General features: G+C 68.8%; 21 protein-coding genes and 1 pseudogene. 8 read left to right on the forward strand and 14 right to left on the reverse strand.

Translation table 11 applies throughout. The features are described from left to right. Positions 1 to 327: 327 nt before the first annotated feature. Both KZC51_RS08180 and KZC51_RS08185 read right to left on the reverse strand, forming a co-directional pair. Positions 328 to 651: a DMT family transporter gene (locus tag KZC51_RS08180; RefSeq protein ID WP_247629502.1), complete on the reverse strand. Its 324-nt coding sequence runs from the start codon at positions 649 to 651 to the stop codon at positions 328 to 330. Beyond that, on the reverse strand, positions 648 to 1,031 hold the full coding sequence (locus KZC51_RS08185) for a DMT family transporter (protein ID WP_247629503.1): 384 nt from the start codon (positions 1,029 to 1,031) through the stop codon (positions 648 to 650). Before KZC51_RS08185 ends, KZC51_RS08180 begins: the two co-directional genes overlap by 4 nt. 210 nt (positions 1,032 to 1,241) lie before the next feature. Here KZC51_RS08185 and KZC51_RS17660 point away from each other — a divergent pair, with 210 nt between their 5' ends. The 5 genes from KZC51_RS17660 (at position 1,242) to KZC51_RS08205 (ending at position 5,414) form a co-directional block, all read left to right on the forward strand. Further along, a complete protein-coding gene (locus KZC51_RS17660) occupies positions 1,242 to 1,712 on the forward strand; it encodes a DUF222 domain-containing protein (protein ID WP_281731729.1) in 471 nt (156 codons plus the stop codon). Continuing rightward, on the forward strand, positions 1,699 to 2,100 hold the full coding sequence (locus tag KZC51_RS17665) for a DUF222 domain-containing protein (RefSeq protein ID WP_308194292.1): 402 nt from the start codon (positions 1,699 to 1,701) through the stop codon (positions 2,098 to 2,100). Before KZC51_RS17660 ends, KZC51_RS17665 begins: the two co-directional genes overlap by 14 nt. Positions 2,101 to 2,108: 8 nt before the next feature. Next, the gene (locus tag KZC51_RS17670) at positions 2,109 to 2,582 is read left to right on the forward strand and encodes an HNH endonuclease (protein ID WP_281731730.1); all 474 of its coding nucleotides are present in this window, start codon (positions 2,109 to 2,111) and stop codon (positions 2,580 to 2,582) included. A gap of 207 nt (positions 2,583 to 2,789) precedes the next feature. Further along, positions 2,790 to 4,238 (forward strand): glyceraldehyde-3-phosphate dehydrogenase, encoded by a 1,449-nt coding sequence (locus KZC51_RS08200; protein ID WP_247629504.1) that lies wholly within the window; start codon positions 2,790 to 2,792, stop codon positions 4,236 to 4,238. 129 nt (positions 4,239 to 4,367) lie between these two features. Beyond that, a complete protein-coding gene (locus KZC51_RS08205; protein WP_247629505.1) occupies positions 4,368 to 5,414 on the forward strand; it encodes a winged helix DNA-binding domain-containing protein in 1,047 nt (348 codons plus the stop codon). Between the two features lie 8 nt (positions 5,415 to 5,422). On the opposite strand, the gene KZC51_RS08210 is transcribed toward KZC51_RS08205, so the two are convergent. Continuing rightward, the gene (locus KZC51_RS08210; protein ID WP_247629506.1) at positions 5,423 to 6,865 is read right to left on the reverse strand and encodes an XRE family transcriptional regulator; all 1,443 of its coding nucleotides are present in this window, start codon (positions 6,863 to 6,865) and stop codon (positions 5,423 to 5,425) included. A gap of 109 nt (positions 6,866 to 6,974) precedes the next feature. Between KZC51_RS08210 and KZC51_RS08215 the strand changes: the two genes are divergently transcribed. Beyond that, positions 6,975 to 8,837: a phosphoenolpyruvate carboxykinase (GTP) gene (locus tag KZC51_RS08215; RefSeq protein WP_247629507.1), complete on the forward strand. Its 1,863-nt coding sequence runs from the start codon at positions 6,975 to 6,977 to the stop codon at positions 8,835 to 8,837. 204 nt (positions 8,838 to 9,041) lie between these two features. Here the strand turns inward: KZC51_RS08215 and KZC51_RS08220 are convergent, their stop codons facing one another. Then, positions 9,042 to 10,931, reverse strand: a complete 1,890-nt coding sequence (locus KZC51_RS08220) for an ABC transporter ATP-binding protein (RefSeq protein ID WP_247629508.1) — start codon at positions 10,929 to 10,931, stop codon at positions 9,042 to 9,044. Between the two features lie 204 nt (positions 10,932 to 11,135). On the opposite strand from KZC51_RS08220, the gene KZC51_RS08225 reads away from it, so the two are divergent. Beyond that, the gene (locus KZC51_RS08225) at positions 11,136 to 12,098 is read left to right on the forward strand and encodes a LysR family transcriptional regulator (RefSeq protein ID WP_247629509.1); all 963 of its coding nucleotides are present in this window, start codon (positions 11,136 to 11,138) and stop codon (positions 12,096 to 12,098) included. On the opposite strand, the gene KZC51_RS08230 is transcribed toward KZC51_RS08225, so the two are convergent. From KZC51_RS08230 to KZC51_RS08260, 7 genes are all read right to left on the reverse strand, one after another. Next, entirely contained in the window at positions 12,085 to 12,933 is an 849-nt protein-coding gene (locus KZC51_RS08230; protein ID WP_170198117.1) for an alpha/beta fold hydrolase, read from the reverse strand. The two genes, KZC51_RS08225 and KZC51_RS08230, sit on opposite strands and share 14 nt — an antisense overlap. Beyond that, a complete protein-coding gene (locus KZC51_RS08235) occupies positions 12,923 to 13,843 on the reverse strand; it encodes an ATP-binding cassette domain-containing protein (protein ID WP_247629510.1) in 921 nt (306 codons plus the stop codon). The genes KZC51_RS08230 and KZC51_RS08235 overlap by 11 nt, the downstream gene beginning before the upstream one ends. Next, positions 13,840 to 14,862 (reverse strand): ABC transporter ATP-binding protein, encoded by a 1,023-nt coding sequence (locus tag KZC51_RS08240; protein ID WP_247629511.1) that lies wholly within the window; start codon positions 14,860 to 14,862, stop codon positions 13,840 to 13,842. Before KZC51_RS08240 ends, KZC51_RS08235 begins: the two co-directional genes overlap by 4 nt. Next, the gene (locus KZC51_RS08245) at positions 14,855 to 15,841 is read right to left on the reverse strand and encodes an ABC transporter permease (protein WP_105676139.1); all 987 of its coding nucleotides are present in this window, start codon (positions 15,839 to 15,841) and stop codon (positions 14,855 to 14,857) included. Before KZC51_RS08245 ends, KZC51_RS08240 begins: the two co-directional genes overlap by 8 nt. After that, entirely contained in the window at positions 15,838 to 16,767 is a 930-nt protein-coding gene (locus tag KZC51_RS08250; protein ID WP_247629512.1) for an ABC transporter permease, read from the reverse strand. Before KZC51_RS08250 ends, KZC51_RS08245 begins: the two co-directional genes overlap by 4 nt. A gap of 5 nt (positions 16,768 to 16,772) precedes the next feature. Continuing rightward, entirely contained in the window at positions 16,773 to 18,476 is a 1,704-nt protein-coding gene (locus KZC51_RS08255) for an ABC transporter substrate-binding protein (RefSeq protein ID WP_247629513.1), read from the reverse strand. 238 nt (positions 18,477 to 18,714) lie between these two features. Beyond that, positions 18,715 to 18,921 (reverse strand): AsnC family protein, encoded by a 207-nt coding sequence (locus KZC51_RS08260; protein ID WP_247629514.1) that lies wholly within the window; start codon positions 18,919 to 18,921, stop codon positions 18,715 to 18,717. A 191-nt stretch (positions 18,922 to 19,112) separates the two neighbouring features. Between KZC51_RS08260 and KZC51_RS08265 the strand changes: the two are divergent. Further along, positions 19,113 to 20,143 (forward strand): annotated as a pseudogene (locus KZC51_RS08265) (S66 family peptidase). Positions 20,144 to 20,170: 27 nt separating this feature from the next. On the opposite strand, the gene KZC51_RS08270 reads toward KZC51_RS08265, so the two are convergent. The 3 genes from KZC51_RS08270 to KZC51_RS08280 form a co-directional block, all read right to left on the reverse strand. Continuing rightward, a complete protein-coding gene (locus KZC51_RS08270; RefSeq protein WP_247629515.1) occupies positions 20,171 to 21,910 on the reverse strand; it encodes a glycoside hydrolase family 35 protein in 1,740 nt (579 codons plus the stop codon). 98 nt (positions 21,911 to 22,008) lie between these two features. Beyond that, complete coding sequence (locus KZC51_RS08275; RefSeq protein ID WP_247629516.1) at positions 22,009 to 23,370, reverse strand: ABC transporter substrate-binding protein; 1,362 nt, start codon at positions 23,368 to 23,370, stop codon at positions 22,009 to 22,011. A gap of 60 nt (positions 23,371 to 23,430) precedes the next feature. After that, positions 23,431 to 24,276 (reverse strand): carbohydrate ABC transporter permease, encoded by an 846-nt coding sequence (locus tag KZC51_RS08280; protein WP_247630613.1) that lies wholly within the window; start codon positions 24,274 to 24,276, stop codon positions 23,431 to 23,433. Positions 24,277 to 24,293: the final 17 nt, after the last annotated feature.

Here is a 24,293-nt window from a genome sequence, read left to right on the forward strand (position 1 = left end):
AGGTTCTAGGGTGGCCGGTAGTGGGAGGCTCCCTGGAGCCGGGAGCACTGGTTGTCGGGCTAACGGATGGCCGGAGGTTGCAGTTCGCAGGGACCGTTACGCTGCGTCGGACCGCTCGTGCTCAGGCGCTCATCTTGAATGCGTGGACGAGTGGAATCGACGCTGACCGGTCTGCCCACCCGGCCAGCGGACCAGCTGCAGAGCGGGAAGCTCAGTGATTCCGCAGGAGTAAGCCCGCAGTGGCGACCAGCGTGGCCGTATGGAGGTAACGAAGCTTCTCGGAGCCGACGCTGGTGCGCACGCCGCGAATATTTGCGTAGGTGGGTCTCAGTGCCCGCCGCCGAACTCGATCATCGCGACGCCGGCCGCGATGAGGGCGACGCCGACGGCCATCAGTGCCGAGAAGTGGTCTTTGAAGATCACGCGTCCCAGCACCGCCGTCACCGCGACGCCCGCGGCCGCCCAGATGCCGTAGGCGACGCCCACGGGCATCCCCATCGCCAGGATCGTGCCCAGCAGGGTGAACGCGGCGAGGTAGCCGATGACGATCACCGGGATCCAGCGCTTGCGACGGAGCCCTTCCGAGGCGCGCAGGCTCAGGGTCGCGGTGACCTCGCTCGCGATCGCGAAGGCGAGCAGCAGCCAGGTCATGAGGCGACCTCCGGGGTGGAGGGCTGCGCGATCTCCCGCGTGCGCGAGCCCAGCTCGACCAGCAGCACGCCGACCACGATCACGCCCACGCCGATGATCTGCACCGGCCCCAGCAGCTCGCCGAAGAGCACGGTGCCGAGCACCGCCGTCGCCACGACGCCGATCGCAGACCAGATGCCGTACGCGACGCCCACCGGCATGCCGCGGTCGAGGACCACTGACAGCAACCACAGCGAGCCGCTGTAGCCGATCACCACGAGGATCAGCCACAGCGGATGCGTGAACCCCTCGGCGGCGCGCAGCGAGAGGGTCGCCATGACCTCCAGCGCGATCGCGACCAGGAGTGGCGGCCACGCCGAGCGGCGGGGGTGGTCTTTCATCGGGGGCCTTTCGGGATGCGTCCGTGAAGAGAACGTGTCGGATGCTCGCAGGATTCCCTGTCCGATGGGTGAACAGGCCGCGGTGGCTGTCGACTGGCGTTCGCAGACCGTGTCGCGCAGGCGCCTGGGGCATCTCTCGGCATGCCAGTATGCCGACATTTGTTCGAACATAGCTACGACACTCGGGGGTGGTCCGGGATAAAATGAGGTATGTCGAAACTGGTCGGGATGCACGAGGCGCTGGGTCGCCTCGAGGCGGCCTGGGCGGGGGCGGATGACGCGCAGGATCTGTCGCGGGAGCAGTTGGTCGCGGTCGCTGACGCGCTGGGCGTGCTGCGTCGGCACACGGATGCGGTGCTGGCGGAGGTCGCGGCGGGCATCGCCCGGGAGTCGCGGCCGGAGCTCGGCGCGGCGGGTCTGGCGAAGCAGCAGGGTTTTCGGAATCCGGCGGCGCTGATCGCGGCGGCGGCGGGGGTCTCGGCGGGGGAGGCGTCCCGGTTGGTGGCGGTGGGGGAGGCGACCGCGCCTCGGACGGATCTTCTGGGGGCGCGGTTGCCGGCGAAGTACCCGCGGGTGCGGGAGGCGCTGGTCTCAGGGGTGTTGAGCGCGCAGGCGGCTGCGTTGATCATCGGGGGTGTTGGAGCGGTGCCGGGTGGCCGCGGGGCCGGTGCGGATCGTTGAGGGGGAGCGGGTGCTGGTGGATGCGGCGGCCGGGCTGGCGGTGGATGCGGTGCGCAAGCTGGTCGTGCGGGCGGAGGCCTGGTTGGACCCCGATGGTGTCGCACCGCGCGAGGAAGAGGCGCGGGCGCGGCGGTCGGTGACGATGTTCGAGCGGGACGGGATGGTGCACCTGAATGCCCGCCTGGATGCGGAGAGTGCGGCGCCGGTGGTCACGGCGGTGCGGGGGTTCGTGTCGGCGGCGTTCGCGGCCCGCACGGACGCCCCGGACCCCGACGCCCCCGATGCGGATCAGCGCACGGTGGCGATGGTCCAGGCCGACGCGCTGGTCGCGTTCTGCGCGCACGTGCTCGGCTGTGAGGCGCGGGTGCCGGTGGCGGGGCGACGGTGATCGTGCGGATGACCCTGGACGACCTGGAATCCGGTACCGGGTCGGCGACGGTCGACGGGATCGAGACCCCGGTCAGTGTCGGGGCGGCGCGGCGGATGGCCGCCGGGGGTGGGGTGATCCCCTGGGTGATGGGCTCGGACAGCGAGATCCTCGACTGGGGGCGGGAGAAACGCCTGTTCACCCGAGCGCAACGGTTGGCGTTGGTGGAACGCGATGGCGGGTGTGCGATGTGCGGGTTGCCGCCGGAGATGACGAGAGTGCATCACATCCGATGGTGGCAGAGGGATGCGGGGCCGACGGACCTGTCCAACGGGGTGCTGCTGTGTGAGACGTGTCATCACCGCATCCACGACAACGACTGGGAGATCCGCGTCGACGGTACAGGGGTCACCGCCCGCGTCTGGTTCATCCCGCCCCGGTACGTCGACCCCGCCCGCACCCCGCGACTCGGTGGCCGAGGCCGCTTCGACATCGCCGCCTGAGCCTGTGTGGATCGATATCGCTGCCTGCGCGGCGCGCGGCTTCGCCGGCTGAACGTCCGGGTGGGCATCGACCGGGCGTGGGTCGGCAAATGTCGACGATTCGGATCACCGGGGCCTGCCCGCGTACGCTGGAGGCATCCCCCGAAGCTCACCCGGCAACCTGCGCGCCGGCGATCTCGGTGCGCGCTCACACATGCAAGGACGCAGATGAACGATTCCGCCGCACACGGCGACGACTGGACGACGCGAGAAGAACTGGCGGAGCGGATGATCCCGCTCATCGGCTCACTCAAGCGCGAGCACGACGTGGTCACGTCGCTGCACGGGCATCGGCTGCTGGGACTGTCGGCTACCGGCCTGGTCGAGGTGCACGAGCGGGTCGCCCAGCTCGGGCACGAGACGCTCCCGCTCGACGACACGCTCGCCGTGCTCGAAGCGATCCACGCGCTTGCCCCCGGGGCGTCGTCGCTCGATGTCGCGCGCCTGGCGGAGGGCCACGCGTCGAGCGATCTCCCGCTCGACGCCTATCTCGCGGAGGCGCTCGCCCCGGCGATCGGCGCTGTCGTGGCCGCGCCCACCGATGTCGTGCTCTACGGCTTCGGGCGCATCGGCCGCCTGCTCGCCCGCATCCTGATCGCCCACACAGGCGGCGGCAGCGGACTGCGACTGCGCGCGATCGTCGTACGCCGCGGCTCCGAGAACGATCTCGTCAAGCGCGCATCCCTCCTGCTGCGCGACTCGGTGCATGGCCGCTTCGCCGGCTCGGTCACGGTCGATGAGGAGGCCGAGCAGATCATCGCGAACGGCACCCGCATCCAGGTGATCTACTCGGCCGATCCCGCGACCGTCGACTACACCGCCTACGGCATCCACGACGCGATCGTCGTCGACAACACCGGACGTTGGCGCGACGAAGAGGGGCTCAGCCGTCACCTCGAGGCGAAGGGCGTCGCCCGCGTGCTGCTCACGGCTCCCGGCAAGGGGGCGCTCAAGAACATCGTGCACGGCATCAACGACGACACGATCGAGCCCGACGACCGCATCATCACCGCGGCCTCGTGCACCACGAACGCGATCACCCCTGTGCTCAAGGCGATCGATGAGGCCTATGGCATCGTGCGCGGCCACGTCGAGACCGTGCACTCCTTCACGAACGACCAGAACCTGATCGACAACTTCCACAGCGGAGATCGCCGCGGACGCTCGGCCGTGCTCAACATGGTCATCGCCGAGACCGGCGCGGCGAAGGCCGTCGCCCGGGCGCTGCCCGAGCTCGCGGGCAAGCTCACCGGCTCTGCGATCCGGGTTCCCACGCCGGATGTCTCGCTCGCAGTGCTGCACCTGAGCTTGGAGCGGCCGGCCCAGAAGGAGCAGCTCAACGACTACCTGCGCCGCGTGTCGCTGCACTCGAAGCTGCGCCAGCAGATCGACTATGTCGAGAGCCCGGAGGTCGTCTCCACCGACTTCGTCGGCTCGCACCGGGCGGGCATCGTCGACGGCCTCGCGACCATCGCGAACGACCGCGATGTCGTGCTCTATGTCTGGTACGACAACGAGTACGGATACTCCTGCCAGGTCATCCGCGTGCTCGAGGTCATGGCCGGCTCACACCCGGTCGTGCTCCCCGCCCGCCGTGAGGTCACGCTGCACAGCTGAGTTCCGCTGTGCGCCGGAAAACGCAGAGCGGATGTCGTCGGCGCGGCGTGCCGTGCCGTGCCGCCCCGGCGATGGGCTGATCGGTCTCCGTTTTCTCTCTCCATCGGATGCTCCGTGCATGATGGGGGCATGAAGAGCGCGACGCTGCTGTCCGAGCGACTCCGGTCGCACCGCCTCACGGCGCCGGCGCGCACCGTGACCGATGCGGCCGGGCACCTGCTCGCCGTGCAGAGCCAAGACTTCATCGCCGGCCGGTGGGCGCTGGCCGTGCGCACGCGCGGGGAACCGGGGCTGCGCGCGGTCGACCGCGCCTTCGACCACGGCGAGCTGGTGCGGGGCTGGACCATGCGCGGCACGCTGCACACGGTCGCGGCACGCGACCTGGGCTGGATCCTCGACGTCACAGCCGGTCGGCAGCGCCAGCAGGCGGCATCGCGTCACCGCGCCCTCGGGATCGACGACGAGATGGTCGCGGCGACCGTGCGCGCGCTGACGCCGGCGCTCCGCGGCGGCGGCCTGACGCGCGCCGAGATCTTCTCCCTGCTGGAGGACATCGGCATCGACCCCAGCGGGCAGCGCGGCATCCACCTGCTGTTGACGCTCACGATCGACGGGCTGATCTGCCAGGGGCCGGTGATGGTGCGCGACGGTGTGACCCGCGAGCAGCGCTTCGTGCTGGTCGACGAGCACATCCGCGAGCATGCGCGCCCCGACGATCCGCTGGCTGAGCTCTTCGTGCGCTACATCACCGGTCATGGGCCGGCCGGGGTCGCGGATTTCGCCTGGTGGTCGGGGCTCACGCTCGGCGTCTCGCGCGAGGCGGCCGCCCACGCCGCGCATCGCGTGGTCGAGGTCGAGACCGGACTGTTCGCGGCGACCACGCGCCCGCGTCGATCAGCGGATGCCCCGGCGGTCCATGCCCTCGGTGCCTTCGACGAGTACTACATCTCCTATGCCGACCGCACGGCCGTCTGCGCGCCGGAGCACCTCGCGACCATCGGCCCCGGCAAGAACGGCATGGTGCGACCGATCCTGCTCGCGCGAGGACGCGTGATCGGATGCTGGAGCCACGCCGGGGCCTCGCTCGGCGCTCCACCGGAGTTGTTCGAGGAGACGGACGACATCGACGCCGTCTCCGCGGCGATGGGACGCTTCACCCGGTTCCTTCAGAGCTGAGCTTCCGGCTACTCGCTGGCGTGACGTCCGAGGAAGTTGTAGACCTCGTTGTCGTCGACGCCGGGGAAGGCGCCGCGGGGGAGCGGCGAGAACATGTGCGTGTGCACGCGGGCGCTGGGCCAGGCCTTGCCGCTCCAGCGGTCCGCGAGCTCGGTCGATGGGCGACGGCAGCACGACTCGTCGGGGCAGGTCGACACGGCGCGGTCGCCGGTCTCGCGGCCGCGCCACCAACGTGCGTCGTCGAACGGCACGCCGACCGTGACCGAGAACTCGCCGTCGCTGGAGGATCCGGTCTGCGTCGAGCACCAGAACGTGCCGGAGGGGGTGTCGGTGTACTGGTGATGCTCGGTCGTGCGGTTCTGCTGCGTGAAGGCGCTGCGCGCCTGGAACTTGCGGCACACCCGCTGCCCCTCCACGGCGCCGGTGACGTCCATCGGCAGCGGTAGGTCGTCGTTCTCGTAGACCCGGGTGATCGCCCCGGTGGCATCGACGCGCAGGAAGTGCAGCGACATACCCAGGTGCTCGGTGAGCAGGTTGGTCATGCGCATGCCCGCTGCCTCGTGGGTCACCCCGAACGCGTCCCGGAAGTCCTCGACCGCGAGGTTGCGGTCCTTCTTGGCCTGCTGCAGGAACGCGACCGACGCCGCCTCCGGCATCAGGCACGCGGCAGCGAAGTAGTTGATCTCCAGACGCTGCTGCAGGAAGTCCGCGTAGTCGGTCGGCGGCGTGTGTCCGAGCAGTCGGTGCGCCATCGCCTGCAGCGCCATCGATCGCAGGCCGTGTCCGCCGGGGATGGAGGCCGGAGGCAGGTAGATGCGTCCGTTCTCCAGATCGGTGACCGATCGCGTCGAGTGCGGAAGGTCGTTGACATAGATGAGCTCGAAGCCGATCTTCTCGGCCATGATGCTGACCGTGCGATGCGTGAGCGCTCCCTGCACATGGCCCGCGGCGCGCAGGTGCTTCTCTGCCAGCTTCTCGATATCGGCCAGGTAGTTGTGCTGCGCGCGCATGCGCAGGCGCAGCTCGGTGTTCGCGCGTCGCGCCTCCTCCGGCGTGGCGATCGCCTCGCGCTCGCGTCGCTGCAGTTCGTTGTGCAGGCCGAGCAGTGACTCGATGGTCTCGTCGCTCATGCCCTTCGTGACGCGCACGGGGGCGATGCCGAGCTGACGGAACACCGGGCTCTCCTGCGCACGTTCGAGCTCGATCTCGAGTGCGGCGCGGCGGTTCGGCGGCTCTCCCGAGATGAGATCGGTGACCTCGGTGCTCGTGGCCTGCGCGATCGCCTGCAGCAGCGAGAGCTTCGGCTCGCGCTTGCCGTTCTCGATCAGGCTCAGCTGCGAGCCGGCGACCCCCACCAGCGCGCCGAGCTCGTCGAGCGTGTAGCCGTTTGCGAGTCTGTGGTGCCTGATGCGATGGCCGAGGGTCGTGAGGTGGATGCCGGAGGTCGCCATTCCTTGATCATAGCGAAAGAATCACACTTCTTAACGCAGAGAATGGCCGAAAGAGTCGCATAACCCGGAAGAAGATGGATGCAACGCCTCACTCGTCTAAGGAGCTGTCATGGCCATCGCTGAAGTCTTCGCCCCTCGCACATCCCCCGTCGCCGCTGCGCGTACGTTCGGTGCTGCGCCGAGCTACGACACCCCCGCGATGGCCGAGCTGGCTGCCTGGGTCGAGGAGATCCGAGCGCTCACCCAGCCGGACGCCGTGCACTGGGTCGACGGATCGCGCGCCGAGAACGACGCTCTGCTGCGCGACATGGTCGATGAGGGAAAGCTCATCAAGCTCAACCCCGAGTGGCGGCCCGGTTCCTACCTCGCCCGCTCGCACCCGAGCGACGTCGCCCGCACAGAGGGCCGCACGTACATCGCCTCTGAGCGCGAGGAAGACGCCGGTCCCACCAACAACTGGGCGGCCCCGACCGAGATGCGTGCCAAGATGACCGAGATCTTCGAGGGCTCGATGCGCGGACGTACGATGTACGTCGTCCCGTTCTCGATGGGCCCGGTCGGCGGTCCGCTGTCGCACATCGGTGTCCAGGTCACCGACAGCGCGTACGCCGTCGCCTCGATCGGCATCATGACCCGCGTCGGCGATGCCGTCACGCGCCGTATCGCCGACGGCGCCCCGTGGGTCAAGACGGTCCACTCGGTCGGCGCGCCGCTCGCGGAGGGCGAGCAGGACGTCGAATGGCCCTGCAACGACGAGAAGTACATCGTGCACTTCCCCGAGACGCTCGAGGTCTACTCCTTCGGCTCCGGATACGGCGGCAACGCGATCCTGGCCAAGAAGTGCTTCGCGTTGCGCATCGCCTCGGTGATCGCCCGCGACGAGGGCTGGCTCGCCGAGCACATGCTGCTCATCCGGGTGATCGACCCGCAGGGCAAGGCGTACCACGTGGCGGCGGCGTTCCCGTCGGCGTGTGGCAAGACCAACCTCGCGATGCTGCGTCCCACGATCCCCGGCTGGAAGGTCGAGACCCTCGGCGATGACATCGCCTGGATCCGTCCAGGCGAGGACGGTCGCATGTGGGCGATCAACCCCGAAGCCGGCTTCTTCGGCGTCGCCCCCGGCACGGGAGAGTCCACCAACGTCACCGCGGTCGAGACGCTGTGGGGCAACACGATCTTCACGAACGTCGCGCTCCGCCCGGACGGCGACGTGTGGTGGGAGGGCCTCACCGAGCAGGCTCCCGCGCACCTGATCGACTGGGAGGGCAACGACTGGACGCCCGACTCCGGACGCCCGGCCGCGCACCCCAACTCTCGCTTCACGGTGGCGGCGGCACAGTGCCCGCAGATCTCCGAGGATTGGGAGCAGGCGGTGCCGCTCGACGTCATCCTGTTCGGCGGACGCCGCGCCAGCAACGTGCCGCTCGTGGTCGAGGCGACGGATTGGACCCACGGCGTCTTCCTGGGCTCGAACATCTCGTCCGAGCGCACGGCGGCGGCTGAAGGGACGCTCGGCGAGCTGCGCCGCGATCCCTTCGCGATGCTTCCGTTCTGCGGCTACAACATGGCGGACTACTTCGGTCACTGGCTCAAGGTCGGGCGGGGGCTGCGCTTCGACCGCGCGCCGCGCATCTTCCAGGTGAACTGGTTCCGCCGTGGTGCCGACGGCCGGTTCCTGTGGCCCGGGTTCGGCGACAACTCGCGCGTCGTCGACTGGATCATCCGCCGCATCGCCGGCGACGTGCCCGCGGTCGACAGCCCGATCGGTCGCCTGCCCCGTCCCGAGGACCTCAACCTCGACGGACTCGACATCCCCGCCGCCGACCTCGAGGAGCTCTTCTCCGTCGATGCCGAGGCGTGGAAGACCGAGGCCGATCTGACCGAGGAGTTCTACGACACCTTCGGCGACAAGGTGCCGGCCGCTCTGCGCGCCGAGCTCGCGTCGCTGCGCTACCGCCTCGACAAGGCGTAGCCCCCAGACTGGCACCGGCTCGGGGGAGCCGGTGCCTTCACACCCGCGAAGGTGGGATGTCAGAGACGAACCCATGGCTGAGTGGTCTCCGGCATCCCGCCTTCGCGTTCCTTCTGGCCCCTGACTCCTGTCGCTGGGTCTCTGCGCGTACGGATGGGGCCCTGAGCGTACGGATGGGGCCCTGAGCCTGTCGAAGGGTGAGCCTCAGGCCAGCAGCTGATGGCGGGCGAGGTCGCGGTACAGCGGCGTCGACTCCACGAGCTCCGCGTGGGTGCCCTGCCCGACCACCACGCCGTCCTGCAGCACGACGATCAGGTCGCTGTCGACGACGGTCGAGAGGCGGTGCGCGATCACCACGAGCGTGCGGTCGGTGGAGACCGCATCGATCGCCTCGCGCATACGCTGCTCGTTCACGCCGTCGAGCGATGAGGTCGACTCGTCCAGCAGCAGGATCGGCGCGTCCGTGAGCAGCGCACGGGCGATCGCCAGGCGCTGGCGCTCGCCGCCCGAGAGCATCACGCCGTCCTCGCCGACTGGGGCGTCGAGTCCGAGCGGGCTGCGCTCGAGCACGTCACCCAGGTTCACGGCGCGCAGCACCTGCTCGCAGGCGGCGTCGGAGGCATCGGGGGCGGCGAGGCGCAGGTTGTCGGCCAGCGTGCCGGCGAGGGTCGGCGCATCCTGCTCGACGTAGCCGAACTGGGCCCGCAGCTCCTCGCGCGAGTAGGTGCGGGAATCGTGACCGTACAGGCGGATCGAGCCGCCCGTGGGGTCGTAGAAGCGCTCCACGAGCGAGAGGATCGTGCTCTTGCCCGCCCCGCTCGGCCCGACCAGCGCCACGCGGGCGCCGCGCGGCACGGCGAACGACACTCCGCGCAGCACCTCATGCGAGGTGACGGGTGTGGCGACATCGGTCTCCGCGCGATCCAGGTGCGCGTCGGCGAGCACTTCCTGCGCCTCCTTCGCGGCCGCACGTCGGGCGACCACGACGTTCTCCGGGTAGCGGAAGTGCACGTCGCGGAACTCGAGCGCGGGCGATTGCGGGTCCGGCTCGTCGCGGGTCACGGTCGCGGCGATCCTCTCGTCGTCCTGCGTCTCGGTGGGAAGATCCAGCACTTCTTGGATGCGGCCCAGTGCGCCGAGCGCCTGGTTCACCGAGGTGATGGCGCCGAAGGTGGAGGCCAGCGGCATCACGAGCAGGAACAGGAACATGATGAATGCGATCAGCGACGCGATCGTGATGGTGCCGGCCGCGACGCGGAAGCCGCCGACGCCCAGCACCACCAGCAGCGAGAGCTGCAGGGCGATGCCGGCGATCGGCACGACCAGCGACGAGATCTTCGCGATGCGCACCCCGATGCCATACGCGTCGGACGCGAGCTGCGAGACCGCGACGGTCTCGCGTTCGGTCGCACCCGAGGCGCGGATCGTACGGATGGATCCGACCGCGCGCTCGACGCCCGAGGCCAGCTCGCCGACCTTCTCCTGTTGCGCGGTCGACGCCGTGCGGATGCGTCCGCTCAGCGCCACGACCACCACGACCGAGACGCCGATCACGACCACGATCAGCAGCAGCAGGATCGGGTCGATCACCAGCATCGCGATGAGCGCGCCGAGGAACAGTACGACGTTGCCCACGGCATCCGCCAGGCCCTGCGTGAGCACGGCGTACAGGAGTGTGGTGTCGGTGCCGACCCGCGAGACGAGGTCGCCGGTGCGACGGGCGTCGAACTCGGACGTGGGCAGATGCAGGATGCGGGCGATGAGCTTGCGGCGGCTGGAGTACACCACCGCGGTGCCGGTGCGCTGCAGCAGGTAGTGCTGGAAGCCGGAGATGATCGACGATGCGATCACGAAAGCGACGAGGAGCCAGACCAGGATGCCGATGGTCTTCTCCGATTGCACGGCCTCGATGACCTGCCCGACCAGCAGCGGCTGCACGAGAGAGGTCGCCGCTCCGATGACGCTGAGCACAGCCACGACGACGAGCGTGCGCTTGTGCTCGAAGAGGAACGGGAGGAGCTGGCGGAACGTGGCGCGCGGACCTTCGTGCTGCGCGCCGCGTCCGCGTCGGCGGGGAGTCGCCGTGCGGGACATGGGTGACCTCGTTCTGGAAACAGGGGGTACTACGACCGTACTTCCTCTCCGCGCCCCGGTTCCCATCCGTGCGAGCTGCGGAGGGGCGGATGGCAGGTGCGCCGAGCCCGCGGATCAGGGGCCGTGGTCGATAGAATGACCGCACTGGGACACCGCGTGAACCCGCACGATCGGTGACCGGCCGCCTTCGCCGATGGAGCCTCCGTGGTCACGATCGACCCCCGACGTCTGCTGGTCCTGCGCGCCTTCGTGCTCTCGGATTCGGTCACCGCCACCGCTGCGGCTCTGCATCTCACCGCATCGGCCGTATCGCAGCAGCTCTCGGCTCTCGAACGCGAGGTCGGACAGGCGCTCGTGGTGCGCACCGGCCGCAAGCTCGCGCTCACCCCGGCAGGACGCATTCTGGCCGAGCACGCCGAGGAGATCAACACCCGGTTGAAGATCGCCGAGGCCGAGCTCGCCGCTCATTCGGGCGGACTGCTGGGGCAGTTGCGCATCGGCGCCTTCCCCACCGCGATCAGCTGGGTGGTGGCTCCGGCGATCGTCGAGCTGCGTCGCAACGCGCCGGGCATCGACGTGAAGGTCGTCGATGCGGAGGCGCACATGAGCCACCGCATGCTGATGCGTGGCGATATCGACGCGACCGTCAGCCTGGAGTACGAGTCCGACCCCGAACGCGATTCGCCCGACGTCGTGAAGTTCCCGCTCTACATCGAGCGGTTCAAAGCGGCCGTGCCGCACAGCCATCCGCTCGCGGGGTCAGACGGCGTGGAGCTGACCCAGCTCATCGAGGACGGCTGGATCATGCCCTCTCCCGGTAACCCCTCACGCACCATGGTGCTCCAGGCGTGCGCCGAACTGGGGTTCCACCCGACGATCTCGCACGTGTCCGACGACTACCGTGCCGCGGTCTCGCTGGTGGCGGCCGAGGCCGGCGTGTGCCTGGTGCCGGAGTCGGCGCTGTCCGCACGGGATACGGAGTGGGTGACGATCCTCCCGACGCGGGGGATCGCGCCGCTGCGCAAGGTCATCATGACCACGCGGCGCGACAACCAGGGCCACCCCGTCGTCCGCGCGGGCCTCGACGCGATGCGGACCGTGCTCGCCGAGCCCGACTCGGAGATCCACGGTCCGCTCGCGCGTTCCGACACGTTCAGCGTGGAGTGACGGCCCCCACCGAGGGAGCGTTCTCGCGCAGGAAGGCATCGACGTGCCGGTGGTATTCGACCGGCCGGTCTCGGCGCACGCAGTGGTGTGCGCCCTCGATCACGATGATGTCGAAGCCCGGAGCGACCGCGGTCAGGCGCTCGCGGGAGTGCTTGTCGACGATGACGTCGCCCGTGCCGGTGACCAGCAGCGCGGGCACCCCGGTCGGACCGACCGTGATCTGTCGTGCCGTCGGGGTCCAGATGCGACGCTTCTCGTGCACCCGCTGCTCCATGTAGGCGATATCGACCGCCTTCATGGCCTCGGCGAGCGGGCGGAGCTCCTCCTCCGGCCAGTGCGGCTTCTGCGCGCGCTGCATCTCGATGAGCTCGTCGACCGAGGCGGTGTCGGCGAAGTCGAAGGGATCCTTCTCCGTCTGCTCCACGCTGAGCCAGGGGTTGGGACCCGCCTCCGGCACCCACCAGGGCGGGTCCTCCAGCACGACACCGGCGACCAGGTGCGGTGCATCCGCGGCGACGAACGCCGCGATGCGGGCGCCCATCGAATGCCCGACGATCAACGTCCGACGGCCCGTCTCCTCGAGCAGGTCCTCCAGGATGTCGATCGCGTCCTGAACCATCACGTCGGTCGACGGCACGCCTTCGTGCTCGGGGAGGCGTCCGGGGGAGCGGCCGTGCCCCCGCGCGTCTGGCGCGACGATGTGGAAATCGTCCCCCCAGCGACGGATCGCGTCTCCGTAGCAGGCGCCGGACTCGACGGCGCCATGCAGGATCAGCACGACGGGTGCCTCGGCGGCATCCCGCCCGAACTCTCGGACGAACAGGTCAGTACCCACGTGTCCTCTTTCTGTCTCGTGCCGGGCCGGCTTCCGGCCGAACCACGGCGTCGTGGTCAATCGGTGAGTCATGGTCAAGATCGTCGCACGAGGGCGCACCTGCGCGCACGGGGACGCCATCATCAGTCGGGAGCTCAGCCTCCGGCGTCGCATCGACGAGCGACTGCGTGTACGGGTGCTGCGGGGAGCGGAAGATCTCATCCGACGGACCTGTCTCCACGATCCGCCCGCGGTTCATCACGGCGACGCGATCGCTGTAGAGGCGGATCACGGCGAGATCGTGGCTGACGTGCAGGAATGAGATGCCCTGATCGCGTTGCAGGTCGGCGAGCAGATTGAGGATCTGCGCCCGCACCGAGACATCGAGCGCCGAGGTGGGCTCGTCAGCGATGATCAGGTCGGGTCTGAGTGCCAGAGCCCGTGCGACGGCGACGCGCTGCAGCTGACCGCCGGAGGCCTCATGCGGATAGCGCTCGAGGTAGTCGGCCCCCAGCCCCACCGACGCGAGCAGGTCGATCAGCTCCGCCTTCGACGTCGTCTCGCCGTGCGCGCGGAAGACGTTCTCGAGTGTCTGCCGCACCGTCTGGCGCGGGTTCAACGACGCCAGCGGGTCCTGGAACACCATCGCGACGTTGCGCCGCAGCCCACGGAGCCCTTTCGCGCTGAGGCGTGCCACATCGTGGCCGTCGGTGACCACGGACCCCGAGGTCGGAGTGATCAGGCCGTTGGCCATCCGCGCCAGGGTCGACTTGCCCGAGCCGGACTCGCCGACCAGCCCCAGCGCTTCGCCGCGACCGACGTGCAGGGTGACATCGTCGACCGCGAGCACGGTCTTCTTGTCCCGACCGAACACACCGCCCGTGCGGTAGCGCTTGGTGACGTCGGTCATCACGAGGATCGGATCGCTCATCGCGCGGCCTCCTGCAGTTCGGGAAGGCGGTCGAGGTGGCAGGCGGCCCGGTGGATCGCTCCGCCGTCGTCCGCCCCGCGCAGGGTCGGCAGCGGGAGTTCGGTCTCGCAGCGCCCGTCGAGCTGCGCGGCGAAGGCGCAGCGCGGGGCGAAGGCGCATCCGGGGCCGGCATCCCGGAGCGAGGTGGGCACCCCGGGGATCGCGCGCAGTCGGGCCCGCTCGCCCTCTGCATCCAGTCGCGGTGTCGCGGCGCGGAGACCCGCCGTGTACGGATGGGCGGGGTGTTCGAAGATGTCGCGCAGGCTCCCGTATTCGGCCTCGCGACCGGCGTAGAGCACCAGGACGTCATCCGCCGCGCTCGCGACCACGCCGAAGTCATGACTGATCAGCAGCATCGCCATGCCGTACTCGTCCTGCAGGCTGCGCAACAGGGCCAGGATCTGCGCCTGCACGGTGACGTCGAGCGCGGTGGTCGGCTCGTCCGCGATCAACAGTGCCGGTCGGTTTACGAGCGCCATCGCGATCACGGCACGCTGACGCATGCCGCCGGAGAATTCGTGTGGGTAGCGGCGTGCGCTGTCGGCGGGGTTCGGGATGCCCACGCGATCCAGCATCTCCACGGCCCGTACGAGCGCGGCGCGCCGCGAGACCGAGGGATCGTGCAGCCGCACGGCCTGCACGATCTGCGCACCGATGCTGAGGTACGGGCTCAGCGCCGAGAGCGAGTCTTGGAAGACCATCGCGACGTCGGCGCCGCGGATGCGTCGCAGCGCCTTCTCGTCGGCGGTGAGCATCTCGCGCCCGGCGACGCGGATGCTGCCGCGGGCGCCCGCCGCTGGGGGCAGCAGGCGCATGATGGAGCGGCCGGTGATCGTCTTGCCCGAGCCGGATTCGCCCACCACGGCGAGCGTGCGGCCCTTCTCGACCGAGACAGAGACGCCGCGGACGACGTCGACGTCGGCGCCGCCCAGGGCGAAGGAGATGGAGAGGTCGTCGATCTGGAGCACGGGTTCAGGCACGGCGGATCCTCGGGTCGAGAAGCGGCATGAGCATGTCGGCGAGGAGGTTGCCGATGATGATGAGGAAGGCGGAGAACAGGGTGACCCCGACCACCAGGCTGAGATCCGACTCGTTCACCCCCGCGAGCAGGAGGTCGCCGAGGCCGTGCAAGCTGAACACCTTCTCGGCGATCACCGAGCCGCCCAGCAGCGCGGCGACGTCGAGGGCGAACATCGCCACGATCGGGATCATCACGCCGCGGACGGCGTGCGCGTTCACACGGCGGGGCGATGCGCCCCGCGCGGTCATCGCGACCAGGTGGTCGGAGGACAGCTCGCCGAGCAGCTGGGTGCGCGTCACCCTGATGTAGCCGGCCGCCAGGATGATCGACAGCACCATCCACGGGCCGATCAGATGCCAGGCCCACTCCCACGGCGACTCCGAGATCGGGACGAACCCTGAGTAGGGGAGCGCGTTCAGCATGAACCCGAACACCTGCACCACCAGCAGGCCCACGAGGAACGTCGGCACGGCGAGGCCGAACATCGCGAAGCCGGCGGAGAACCTGTCGATGAGGCCGCCCTTGCGGATGGCGGATGCCGCGCCGAGGCCGACGCCGACGAGGAGGCAGAGCACCGCGGCGCCGAACGTCAGCGACAGCGTCACGGGAAGGCGCTCGACGATGAGCGTCGTCACGTCGCTCTGGTTGGGGAACGAGTACCCGAAGCAGGGGGCGGCGCAGTGCACCTGCTGCGAACCGGAGCCGTAGGTGCGGCCGACGAACAGCCCCTTCACGAACTCGACGTACTGCCAGAGCACGCCCTTGTCGGTCTGCATGTAGGCGCTGACCTTGGCGAGGGTGTCGGCGGGGCAGGGCTTGCCGCACATGGCGCGAGCGGGGTCGCGCGATGCGCCGAAGAAGAGGGCGATCGTCACGAAGGCGATCGCGAGGAGCATGAACACCGCGGTGAACAGGCGGCGGGAGATGTAGCCGATCATGATGCGTCCTCCGTGCGCACATCGAGGACGTCGCGGAGCGCGTCTCCGGCGAGAGTGGCCCCGAATACGATGCAGAACACCACAGCGCCGGGGAAGACCATGTACCAGACGTCGGCGCCGCTGTAGATCCAGGGGAGGGAGTCGGACAGCAGCTTGCCGAGGTCGGGGACGTCGCCGCGCAGGCCGACGCCGAGGAAGGAGAGACCGGCGACCATGCTGACGTTCGCCGGGAGGGACATCGCGAACAGCACGACGACGAGTCCGAGGAGGTGGGGGAGCATCTCCCGGCGGATGATCTGCCAGGGCGGCGCACCGGTGGAGCGTGCGGCCTCGACGAACGCGCGGGCGTTCACGGCTCCGGCCTGGGCCCCGATGATCCGGGCCGGCACCGTCCAGCCGAAGAACGCGAGCACGAACACGAGCACCAGCTCCCGGGGGAACTCCGGGGGGACGATCACCATCACGGCGATCACGAACATCAGCCCGGGGAAGCCGAACATGAAGTCGATCACCCGTCCGGCGACCGCGTTGAGCCAGCCGCCGAAGTAGCCCATCGCGGTGCCGAGTGCGGCCGCGAAGACGATCGAGATGATGCTGGCCGCGAAGGCGATGAACAGCGAGGAGCGGATGCCGTAGACGATCTGCGCGAACAGGTCGATGCCGGTCACCGGGGCGACGCCGAGCCAGTGCTCGGCGCTTATGCCGCCGAGGGGGCCGAGCGGCCGACCGCCGTTCGGGTCGAGCAGCTCGGTGTGGAAGGAATACGGATCTTGCCCCTCGAGGGCGACCAGAGCGGGGGCGAACAGGCCGGCCAGGAGCGGGATCGCGAGCATCACCAGACCGATGACGGCCGAGCGCCTGCGGGTGAAGCGGCGGAGGACCGACGGGCGTCGGCCCTCCGCGCGCGTCTTCTCAATGGTCGACACAGGACTCACTCATCGATGCCGACGACCAGCTCGTTCGCGAACGGCGGGTAGGCGGGGATGAAGTAGTTCACGATATTCGATCCGGCGAGAGCCTGAGTGCGCTGCACCAAGATCGGGACGATCGGAGCATCCTCCATGATCTGCTTGTCGATCGCAGCCCACATCTCGCCAGCCTTGTCGAGGTCGGGCTCGGAGATGGCGGCGTCGATCGCCGCGTCGACCTCGGGGTTCGAGTAGTTCGAGGCGTTGCCGCCGCCGTTGCCGATCTCGCTGGATGCGAACAGCGGCTGGATCGTGCTCATGCCGCTGGGGAAGTCCGCGCCCCACCCGCTCGTGGTGAGGTCGTAGCCGTCGCCGCCGGACGAGATCAGCTCGTACCAGGTGTCGGAGTCGAGACCGTTGAGCTCGACGGTGATGCCGGCCTTGGCGAGCGAGTTCTTGATGCTCAGCGCCTCCTTCTCCTCGATCGCACTGGCATCGGCCGGGTAGGTCAGGCTCAGCGTGAGGTCCGTGACCCCGGCTTCGGCGAGGAGCTTCTTGGCCGTGTCGACGTCGCCCTTGTCGCCGCCGTCGTAGAGGTTGAACTCCTGGTACCCGGGCATGCCGGGCGTCATGATCGTGGAGCTGATCTCGCCGCCGAACTTCGGGCCGCCGTAGACGCTCTGCAACTCCGACTTGTTGAGGGCGAAGTTGAGGGCCTGTCGAACGCGCACATCCGCGAGCTCAGGGCTCCTCATGTTCAGCGCGATGTAGCGGAAATACCCGGAGGGACCGTTGGCGAGGCGGTCGGAGATCGATGTGTCCGACTCGATGCGCTGGAACTGCGACGGCGAGATGAGCGCATTGCTGATCGCGTCCTTGTCATCGCCCTTATCGTCGATCAGGCGCTGCACGATCGTGTCGTTGTTCAGGCCCATGTCGACGACGATCTTGTCGGGGCCGGCGAGGCGTACGTCGTCGGTCTTCTGGTCCCAGTGCGGGTTGCGTTCCAGCACGGCCTGCGAGCCCTTGGTGTACTTAGTGATCATGTACGGACCGCTCGCGACCGGGTGCTCGCCGTAGGTCTCCGGCTCCGTGTCGGCCGCCGCGGGCACGGGAGCGAACGCGGGCATGCTGACGATCCAGGGCCAGTTGCCGAACGGACGGTTGAGGTGGAAGACGATGGTGTGGTCGTCGACCACTTCGATCGAGTCCAGCTCCTCGCCGTCGTAGGGGCCTTCGTAGTCCTCCGCGCCGATGAGCAGGGTCTTGTGGTACCCCAGGCCGCCCTGGAACATCGGGGCGAACGAGCGCTCGACGCCGTACTTGACGTCCTCCGCCGTGATCGGGGTGCCGTCGGAGAATAGCAGGTCGTCCTTCAGGGTGAAGGTCCAGGTCTGTCCGCCGTCGTCCGTGGTGCCGGTGTCGGTGGCGAGGTCGGGGGTGAGGATCGTCTCCTTGTCGGGGAATGTCTGCCACGAAGTCAGCCCCCGGTGCACCCAGCGCAGTCGGCTCGTGGGGACCATCTGCGCGTTCGCGGTCTCCCACGACTCGTTCGCGCGGCGGGAGAGGTAGTGCAGCGTGCCACCGGTGGGGACGGACTCCATCGCCGTCGCCGTACCTTCGGACGTGGATTCCGTGGGGCCGGCGTTCGCGTTGCAACCGGACACCACGAGGGCGATGACGAGAGCGAGCCCTCCGAACAACACTTTCCGTGATCGATTCACCATTGATCGCGCTTCCTGTGAGGCGTGTCCCCCATCGGGTCGGGGGCGAGAGTGGTCTCTCAGGAATGCAGTCTGTCGGCGCGGCTGCGACGGCGTCCATCGAGCAGTTCTGCACGGGAAGTTTAAGAAGAACTTAACGATTGCAGGCGTTCGCCGAGATGACTCGAGGCGGGCGCCGCATGTGTGATCTGGTTCGCGTCCAATAATAATCGAACAAGCCCATATCCGCCAGGAGAACTGATCAGTGGCGGCCGAACCGGCGGTGCGCGGCTTGCTTAGACACGCCGAGTGCGCTGGCGATCGCCTGCCAGGAGTATCCGGCGTTGCGGGCGCGCCTGACCTGCACCTCTTCGGCGCGGGCGATGTCGATCCGGACTCCGGCGAGCCGGCTCAGTTCGGCGATCGGCTCGCCCTCCGGATCGACGGCTGATGCGGTGCGCATGTTCATGAAGACCTCCGTGCGTCAACATATATTGACACCTCTCGCGTTGTCAACATCCATTGACAATGCGCGGATCCATGTGGGGTCGAATGTGCTTCTCGCGCAGGCGCGGGGTCACAAAGGCATCCGCCGAGGCTGCGGCCGGTGCGCTTCTGGCCTCGCAAGGTGGCGCGTGCGGCTTGCGCCAGACTGGATGGATGCTGTCCGCACCGAAACTCCGTGCCGGCGATCGTGTCGCCGTACTGTCGCCCGCGTTCGCCGCGCCTGCTGTCGCCCCAGAGATCCACGAGCAGGCGCTGCGCAGACTCGCCGAGCTCACCGGACTCGTGCCGGTGGAGTACCCGACCACGCGCCTGATCGATGCGAGCCCCGAGGCGCGGGCGGCCGACGTCAACGCGACATTCGCGGACCCGAGCATCCGTGCCATCCTCGCCACGATCGGCGGCGACGACCAGATCCTCGTGGTGCCGCATCTCGATCCTGCGCTCGCGATGGCCGACCCTAAGCCCTTCCTCGGGTACAGCGACAACACCCACATGCTCAACTGGCTCTGGAGCTTCGGGATCACGGGCTTCTACGGCGGCTCGACAGCCGTGCACCTGGGTCCTGGACCGGGGGTCGACGACATCCATCTGCGGTCGCTGCGTGCCGCACTGCTCGATAGCGGCACGCACGAGATCACCGAGCCGGGGGAGTCGGAGGAAGTCGGGCGGCGGTGGACCGATCCGCGCGCCCTGACCGAGAACGGCGACCGCACGCCCCCGAACCATGGACCTGGGCGGGCCCGGCGCGACGGGTCGCCGGTCGTACCTGGGGTGGCTGCCTGGAAGTGGTCGACAGCCTCGCGCTCGCCGACCGGCTCCCCGCCGTCGCGGAGCTGGAAGGCGGCATCCTGCTGCTCGAGACCAGCGAGGAGCGCCCGTCGGCGAGCTGGGTGCGGCGCTGGTTGTGCGGGCTCGGGGAGCGAGGCGTGCTAGGTGCCGTCGAAGGCGTGGTGATGGCGCGGCCGCCGGTCAGCGACTTCGAGTTCCTGCCCTCCGCAGTCGAGGCAGCGTCGCTGTGTGCCGCCCAGCGCGACGCCGTGATCGACGTCCTCGCCCGGTACAACCCGGATGCGGTGGTCTGCGTCGGCGTCCCGTTCGGTCACACACGGCCGCAGTGGATCCTGCCCTACGGCGGGGGGCTGGTCCTCGACGGCGGCACGCGCACGATCACCGCCGACTACTGATCCGCGACCGGAACAGTCGGGTTCGGTCTACTCCTCGGTGTCGCCGAGCAGCAGTCCGGGCACGAGCTCCGCGTGCGGGGCGATCAGGTTCTCGAGCTCGAGCACCACGAGGCAGTTGTCGCCGGCTCGTGTCGCCGGAGACGGAACGAACAGCGTGCGCTGCGGGCCGTTGCGCCAGTAGCGTCCCAGGAAGAAGCCGTTCATGAACGCATAGCCCTTGCTCCAGGCTGCGGTGTCGAGGAACAGATCGCCGGGGGCGTCGAGCGGGATGTCGGCGACCCAGGCACTCGGTGCGGGGCCCGCCTCCGCGGCACCCGTGCGCGCCGCGACAGCCGCAGCGATCTCGGCGACGTCCAGCGGAGTCGAGCGCCAGCCCAGGAGCGGGGCGCCGTCGAGCGTGGGAGTGCCGATCAGCCCCTTCTCCTCGCCCAGACGATGGTCGTAGTTCACACGTCCCTGCTCTTCGACCAGGATGCTGAGGGTGCGTCCGGCCGGAATGCGCAGTGTGCGGTCGTGGCGCGTGCGCGAGAGCGTGCCGATCGGCTGTCCGTCGACCTGCACCCAGGCGAGGTCGCGCACCTCCTCGAGCGACAGCAGCCCGGGGCCGGCAGTCGGCGGTAGTTCGACGTCGTAGCGCACGAGCGCGCTGAGGTGGCCGAGCGCGTCGAAAGTCGCAGGGGCGTCGACCGCGACGGAGGATGCGGGGGCATCCGTCCACGCACCCACCGGGGTCAGCGGCACGGTGAGGGTCGGCGCCGGGCGAGCCGCGCTCGGCAGCTCCTCGGGAACCGTCGCGTACTTGGCGATCACCTCGCGGAACGCGAAGAACTTCGCCGTAGGGTTTCCGGCTTCGTCCAGCGGGGCGTCGTAGTCGTAGGAGGTGACGATCGGGAGGTAGCGGCCCTTGTGGTTGGCACCGTTCGTGAGCCCGAAGTTCGTGCCGCCGTGGAACATGTAGATGTTCACCGAGGCACCCGCTGACAGCAGCGCATCGAGGTCGGCGGCAGCGGCATCGACCTCGGTGGTGTGGTGCACACCGCCCCACCAGTCGAACCAGCCGTCCCAGAACTCCGAGCACATGAGCGGGCCGGTGGGCTGATGGATGCGCAGCGTCGCAAGCCGTTCGGGGGTACGGGAGCCGAAGGAGCCGGTCTTGTGGAGCTCGGGGAGGCTGCCGTCGGCGAGCATCTGGTCGACGGGCTGGTCGACCGTGGTGAGCGGTACCGTGATCCCGGCGTCCTTGGTGAGCGCGACCAGCGCTTCGAGGTACGCCTTGTCGGAACCGTAGGCGCCGTACTCGTTCTCGATCTGCACGAGCACCACCGGGCCGCCGCGGTCGATCTGCCGTGGCACGACGATCTCGTACACGCGGCGCAGGTAGGCGCTGATGTCGACCAGGAACTCCGGGTCGGACGAGCGCAGCGAGCGCTCGCCGGCGGTGAGCCAGTTCGGCAGACCGCCGTTGTGCCACTCGGCGCAGATGTAGGGGCCGGGGCGCACGATCGCGTCGAGGCCTTCGGCGTGTACCAGGTCGAGGAAGCGTCCCAGGTCGTTCCATCCGGTCGCGTCCCACTCGCCGCGGCGCGGCTCGTGCGCGTTCCAGGCGACATAGGTCTCGATCGTGTTGAGCCCCATCAGGCGCGCCTTGCGGATGCGGTCCTGCCACTGGTCCGGGTGCACGCGGAAGTAGTGGAGGGCACCGGAGATCACCTGATGCGGCTGTCCGTCGCGGAGGAAATCGGTGGCGCCGATGGAGAAGGAGGTCACGTCTGTGGGGTGCTTTCGATAGGGAGTGGCCGAGTCGGGTCCTGAGCTCTGGAAGTGGGTCCCTGAGCTTCTCGAAGGGCCCGACCCGGCCATCGGTGTTACTTGTTGACGGCGAAGCCCTGGGCGTTGCCGTACTCGACCAGCGCGTCCTGCCAGGCGGTGAGGCCGTCGTTCAGGTCGGTGCCGTTCTGGTAGGCCTGGCCCACGGTGTCTCCGAAGATGCTGTTGCCGTAGACCTGGTAGGGCAGGTAGCTCCAGCCTTCGACGACGTCGCCGGCAGCGGCCGCGAGGACCTCGTTGATCTTCTGGCCGCCGAAGTACTCGGGGGCGTCGGCGAGGAACTCGTCGCTCGCGAGCTCGGCGGTGGTCGACGGGAATCCGCCGCTCTCCAGGAACAGCGAGATGCTGTCCTCGGAGTTGTTCAGCCACCACAGGAATCCAGCCGACAGCTCCGGGTTCTTGCTCTGCGTGGTCACGGCCTGGCCGCCGCCGCCGTTCTCGGCGCTGGCGGGGGAGCCGTCGTAGGTCGGCATCGGCGCGACGCGCCAGTCGCCGGCGCCGTCAGGGGCACCGGAGATCAGGTTGCCGGGCATCCAGGCGCCGATCACGAGGGTCGCGATGCTGCCGTCGCCGAGGGCGCGGAACCACTCGTCGCTCCAGCTGCTGACCGGTGCGACCAGGTCCTCCTCGACGAGGCGGTTCCAGTTCTCGGTCCACTTCTTCGAGCCCTCGTCCTGCAGGTCGATGGTGACATCGGTGCCCGAGGTGCTGAACGGCTTGCCGCCGGCCTGCCAGATCATCGACGTGGCGAATCCGGCGTCACCGGTGTCGTTGGTGATGTAGGCGGAGGGGTTCGCGGCGTGGATGGCCTTGGCGGCCTCGTAGTACTCGTCCCACGTGGTCGGCACGTCGAGGCCCGCGGCATCGAAGACGGCCTTGTTGTAGAACAGAGCCATGGGGCCCGAATCCTGGGGGAGGCCGTAGATCGCGTCGCCGTCGGTGACGGAGTTCCAGGTCGAGGCGGTGTAGTCGTCCTCGAAGTCTGCGAAGCCGTACTGCGACAGGTCGACGAACGCGTCGGTCAGGGAGAACTGCGGGAAGGCGTAGTACTCGATCTGCACGACGTCGGGAGCGCCCGAGCCCGCCTTGATCGCGTTCTGCAGCTTGGTGTACTCGTCGTTGTTGGTTCCGGCGTTGACGACGTTGACCTTGACGTTCGGGTACTCCTTCATGAACGCCTCGGCCTGGGCCTCGGCCGAGGGGGTCCACGACCAGTACGTGATCTCGCCGCCCTTCTCGAGCGCGGCCTCGACCGAGTCGAACGACCCGTTGCCGGCGCCGGTGCTGCCGCCGTCATCGGTGGTTCCGGTGCTGCAGCCGGCCAGCGCGAGCGCGGCGACGGTTCCGGCTGCGAGCACCGTCAGGGTGCGGCGCGCAGCGGGGTGAGGGAGGTGCTTCATTGCTGTGTCCTTTCGGGGGTGCGGTCCAGCATCGGACCGACGGGGGTGGAACGGGGGCGACTACTGCTTGACGCTTCCCGCGGTGAGACCTGACTGCCAGAACCGCTGGAGCAGCAGGAAGGCGATGACGATCGGGATGATCGTGAGCAGCGAGCCCATGATCACGAGGTTGTAGATCGGCTGGGAACCTGCGCCGATCGCCTGCGAGCTCCACTGGTTCAGACCGACGGTCAGCGGATACCAGTCCGGATCCGAGAGCATGATCAGCGGCAGGAAGTAGTTGTTCCAGGTCGCGACCACGGTGAACAGTGCGACCGTCACGATGCCGGGTGCGAGCAGGCGCATCGAGATCGTGAAGAACGTGCGGAACTCTCCGGCGCCGTCGATGCGTGCGGCTTCGAGCAGCTCGGTGGGCACAGACTCGGTGGCGAACACCCATATCAGGTAGAGGCCGAACGGGCTGATCAGCGACGGGATGATGACCGCCCAGGGAGTGTTCGTGAGTCCGAGCTCGCTGAACAGCAGGAACGTGGGGACGGCGAGGGCCGTTCCGGGCACGGCGACCGCGCCGAGCACGATCGCGAACACCGCAGGGCGACCGGGGAAGCGGTACTTGGCCAGGCCGTAGCCGGCCATGGTCGCCAGCAGCGTCGCGCCGCCGGCGCCGACCACCACGTAGAGCAGGGTGTTGCCCAGCCAGCGCAGGAAGATGCCGTCGCGGTAGGCGAAGGTCGCTGCGAGGTTGTCGAAGAACGCGAAGTCGTCGGCGAACCACAGCCCGAACGAGCTGAACAGTCCGGACTGCGTCTTGGTCGAGCTGAACAGCAGCCAGACGAGAGGCACCAGCGTGTACAGCGCGTACACGACCATGACGATCAGCAGTGTCTTGGACGACCGCGGGTTCATCGGGTCGTTGCGGCGGT

Source organism: Microbacterium croceum (genome assembly GCF_023091245.1).
GTDB classification, from domain to species: Bacteria; Actinomycetota; Actinomycetes; order Actinomycetales; family Microbacteriaceae; genus Microbacterium; species Microbacterium croceum.

Excerpts from the sequence above, each read along its gene's own strand:
- KZC51_RS08245 (WP_105676139.1), bottom strand. The coding sequence starts at position 15,841 with ATGATCGGCTACATCTCCCGCCGCCTGTTCACCGCGGTGTTCATGCTC.
- KZC51_RS08215 (WP_247629507.1), top strand. The coding sequence starts at position 6,975 with ATGGCCATCGCTGAAGTCTTCGCCCCTCGCACATCCCCCGTCGCCGCT.
- KZC51_RS08185 (WP_247629503.1), bottom strand. The coding sequence starts at position 1,031 with ATGAAAGACCACCCCCGCCGCTCGGCGTGGCCGCCACTCCTGGTCGCG.
- KZC51_RS17660 (WP_281731729.1), top strand. The coding sequence starts at position 1,242 with ATGTCGAAACTGGTCGGGATGCACGAGGCGCTGGGTCGCCTCGAGGCG.
- KZC51_RS08260 (WP_247629514.1), bottom strand. The coding sequence starts at position 18,921 with ATGAACATGCGCACCGCATCAGCCGTCGATCCGGAGGGCGAGCCGATC.
- KZC51_RS08200 (WP_247629504.1), top strand. The coding sequence starts at position 2,790 with ATGAACGATTCCGCCGCACACGGCGACGACTGGACGACGCGAGAAGAA.
- KZC51_RS08280 (WP_247630613.1), bottom strand. The coding sequence starts at position 24,276 with ATGAACCCGCGGTCGTCCAAGACACTGCTGATCGTCATGGTCGTGTAC.
- KZC51_RS08275 (WP_247629516.1), bottom strand. The coding sequence starts at position 23,370 with ATGAAGCACCTCCCTCACCCCGCTGCGCGCCGCACCCTGACGGTGCTC.
- KZC51_RS08255 (WP_247629513.1), bottom strand. The coding sequence starts at position 18,476 with ATGGTGAATCGATCACGGAAAGTGTTGTTCGGAGGGCTCGCTCTCGTC.
- KZC51_RS08220 (WP_247629508.1), bottom strand. The coding sequence starts at position 10,931 with ATGTCCCGCACGGCGACTCCCCGCCGACGCGGACGCGGCGCGCAGCAC.
- KZC51_RS08210 (WP_247629506.1), bottom strand. The coding sequence starts at position 6,865 with ATGGCGACCTCCGGCATCCACCTCACGACCCTCGGCCATCGCATCAGG.
- KZC51_RS08235 (WP_247629510.1), bottom strand. The coding sequence starts at position 13,843 with ATGAGCGATCCGATCCTCGTGATGACCGACGTCACCAAGCGCTACCGC.
- KZC51_RS17670 (WP_281731730.1), top strand. The coding sequence starts at position 2,109 with ATGACCCTGGACGACCTGGAATCCGGTACCGGGTCGGCGACGGTCGAC.
- KZC51_RS08205 (WP_247629505.1), top strand. The coding sequence starts at position 4,368 with ATGAAGAGCGCGACGCTGCTGTCCGAGCGACTCCGGTCGCACCGCCTC.
- KZC51_RS08180 (WP_247629502.1), bottom strand. The coding sequence starts at position 651 with ATGACCTGGCTGCTGCTCGCCTTCGCGATCGCGAGCGAGGTCACCGCG.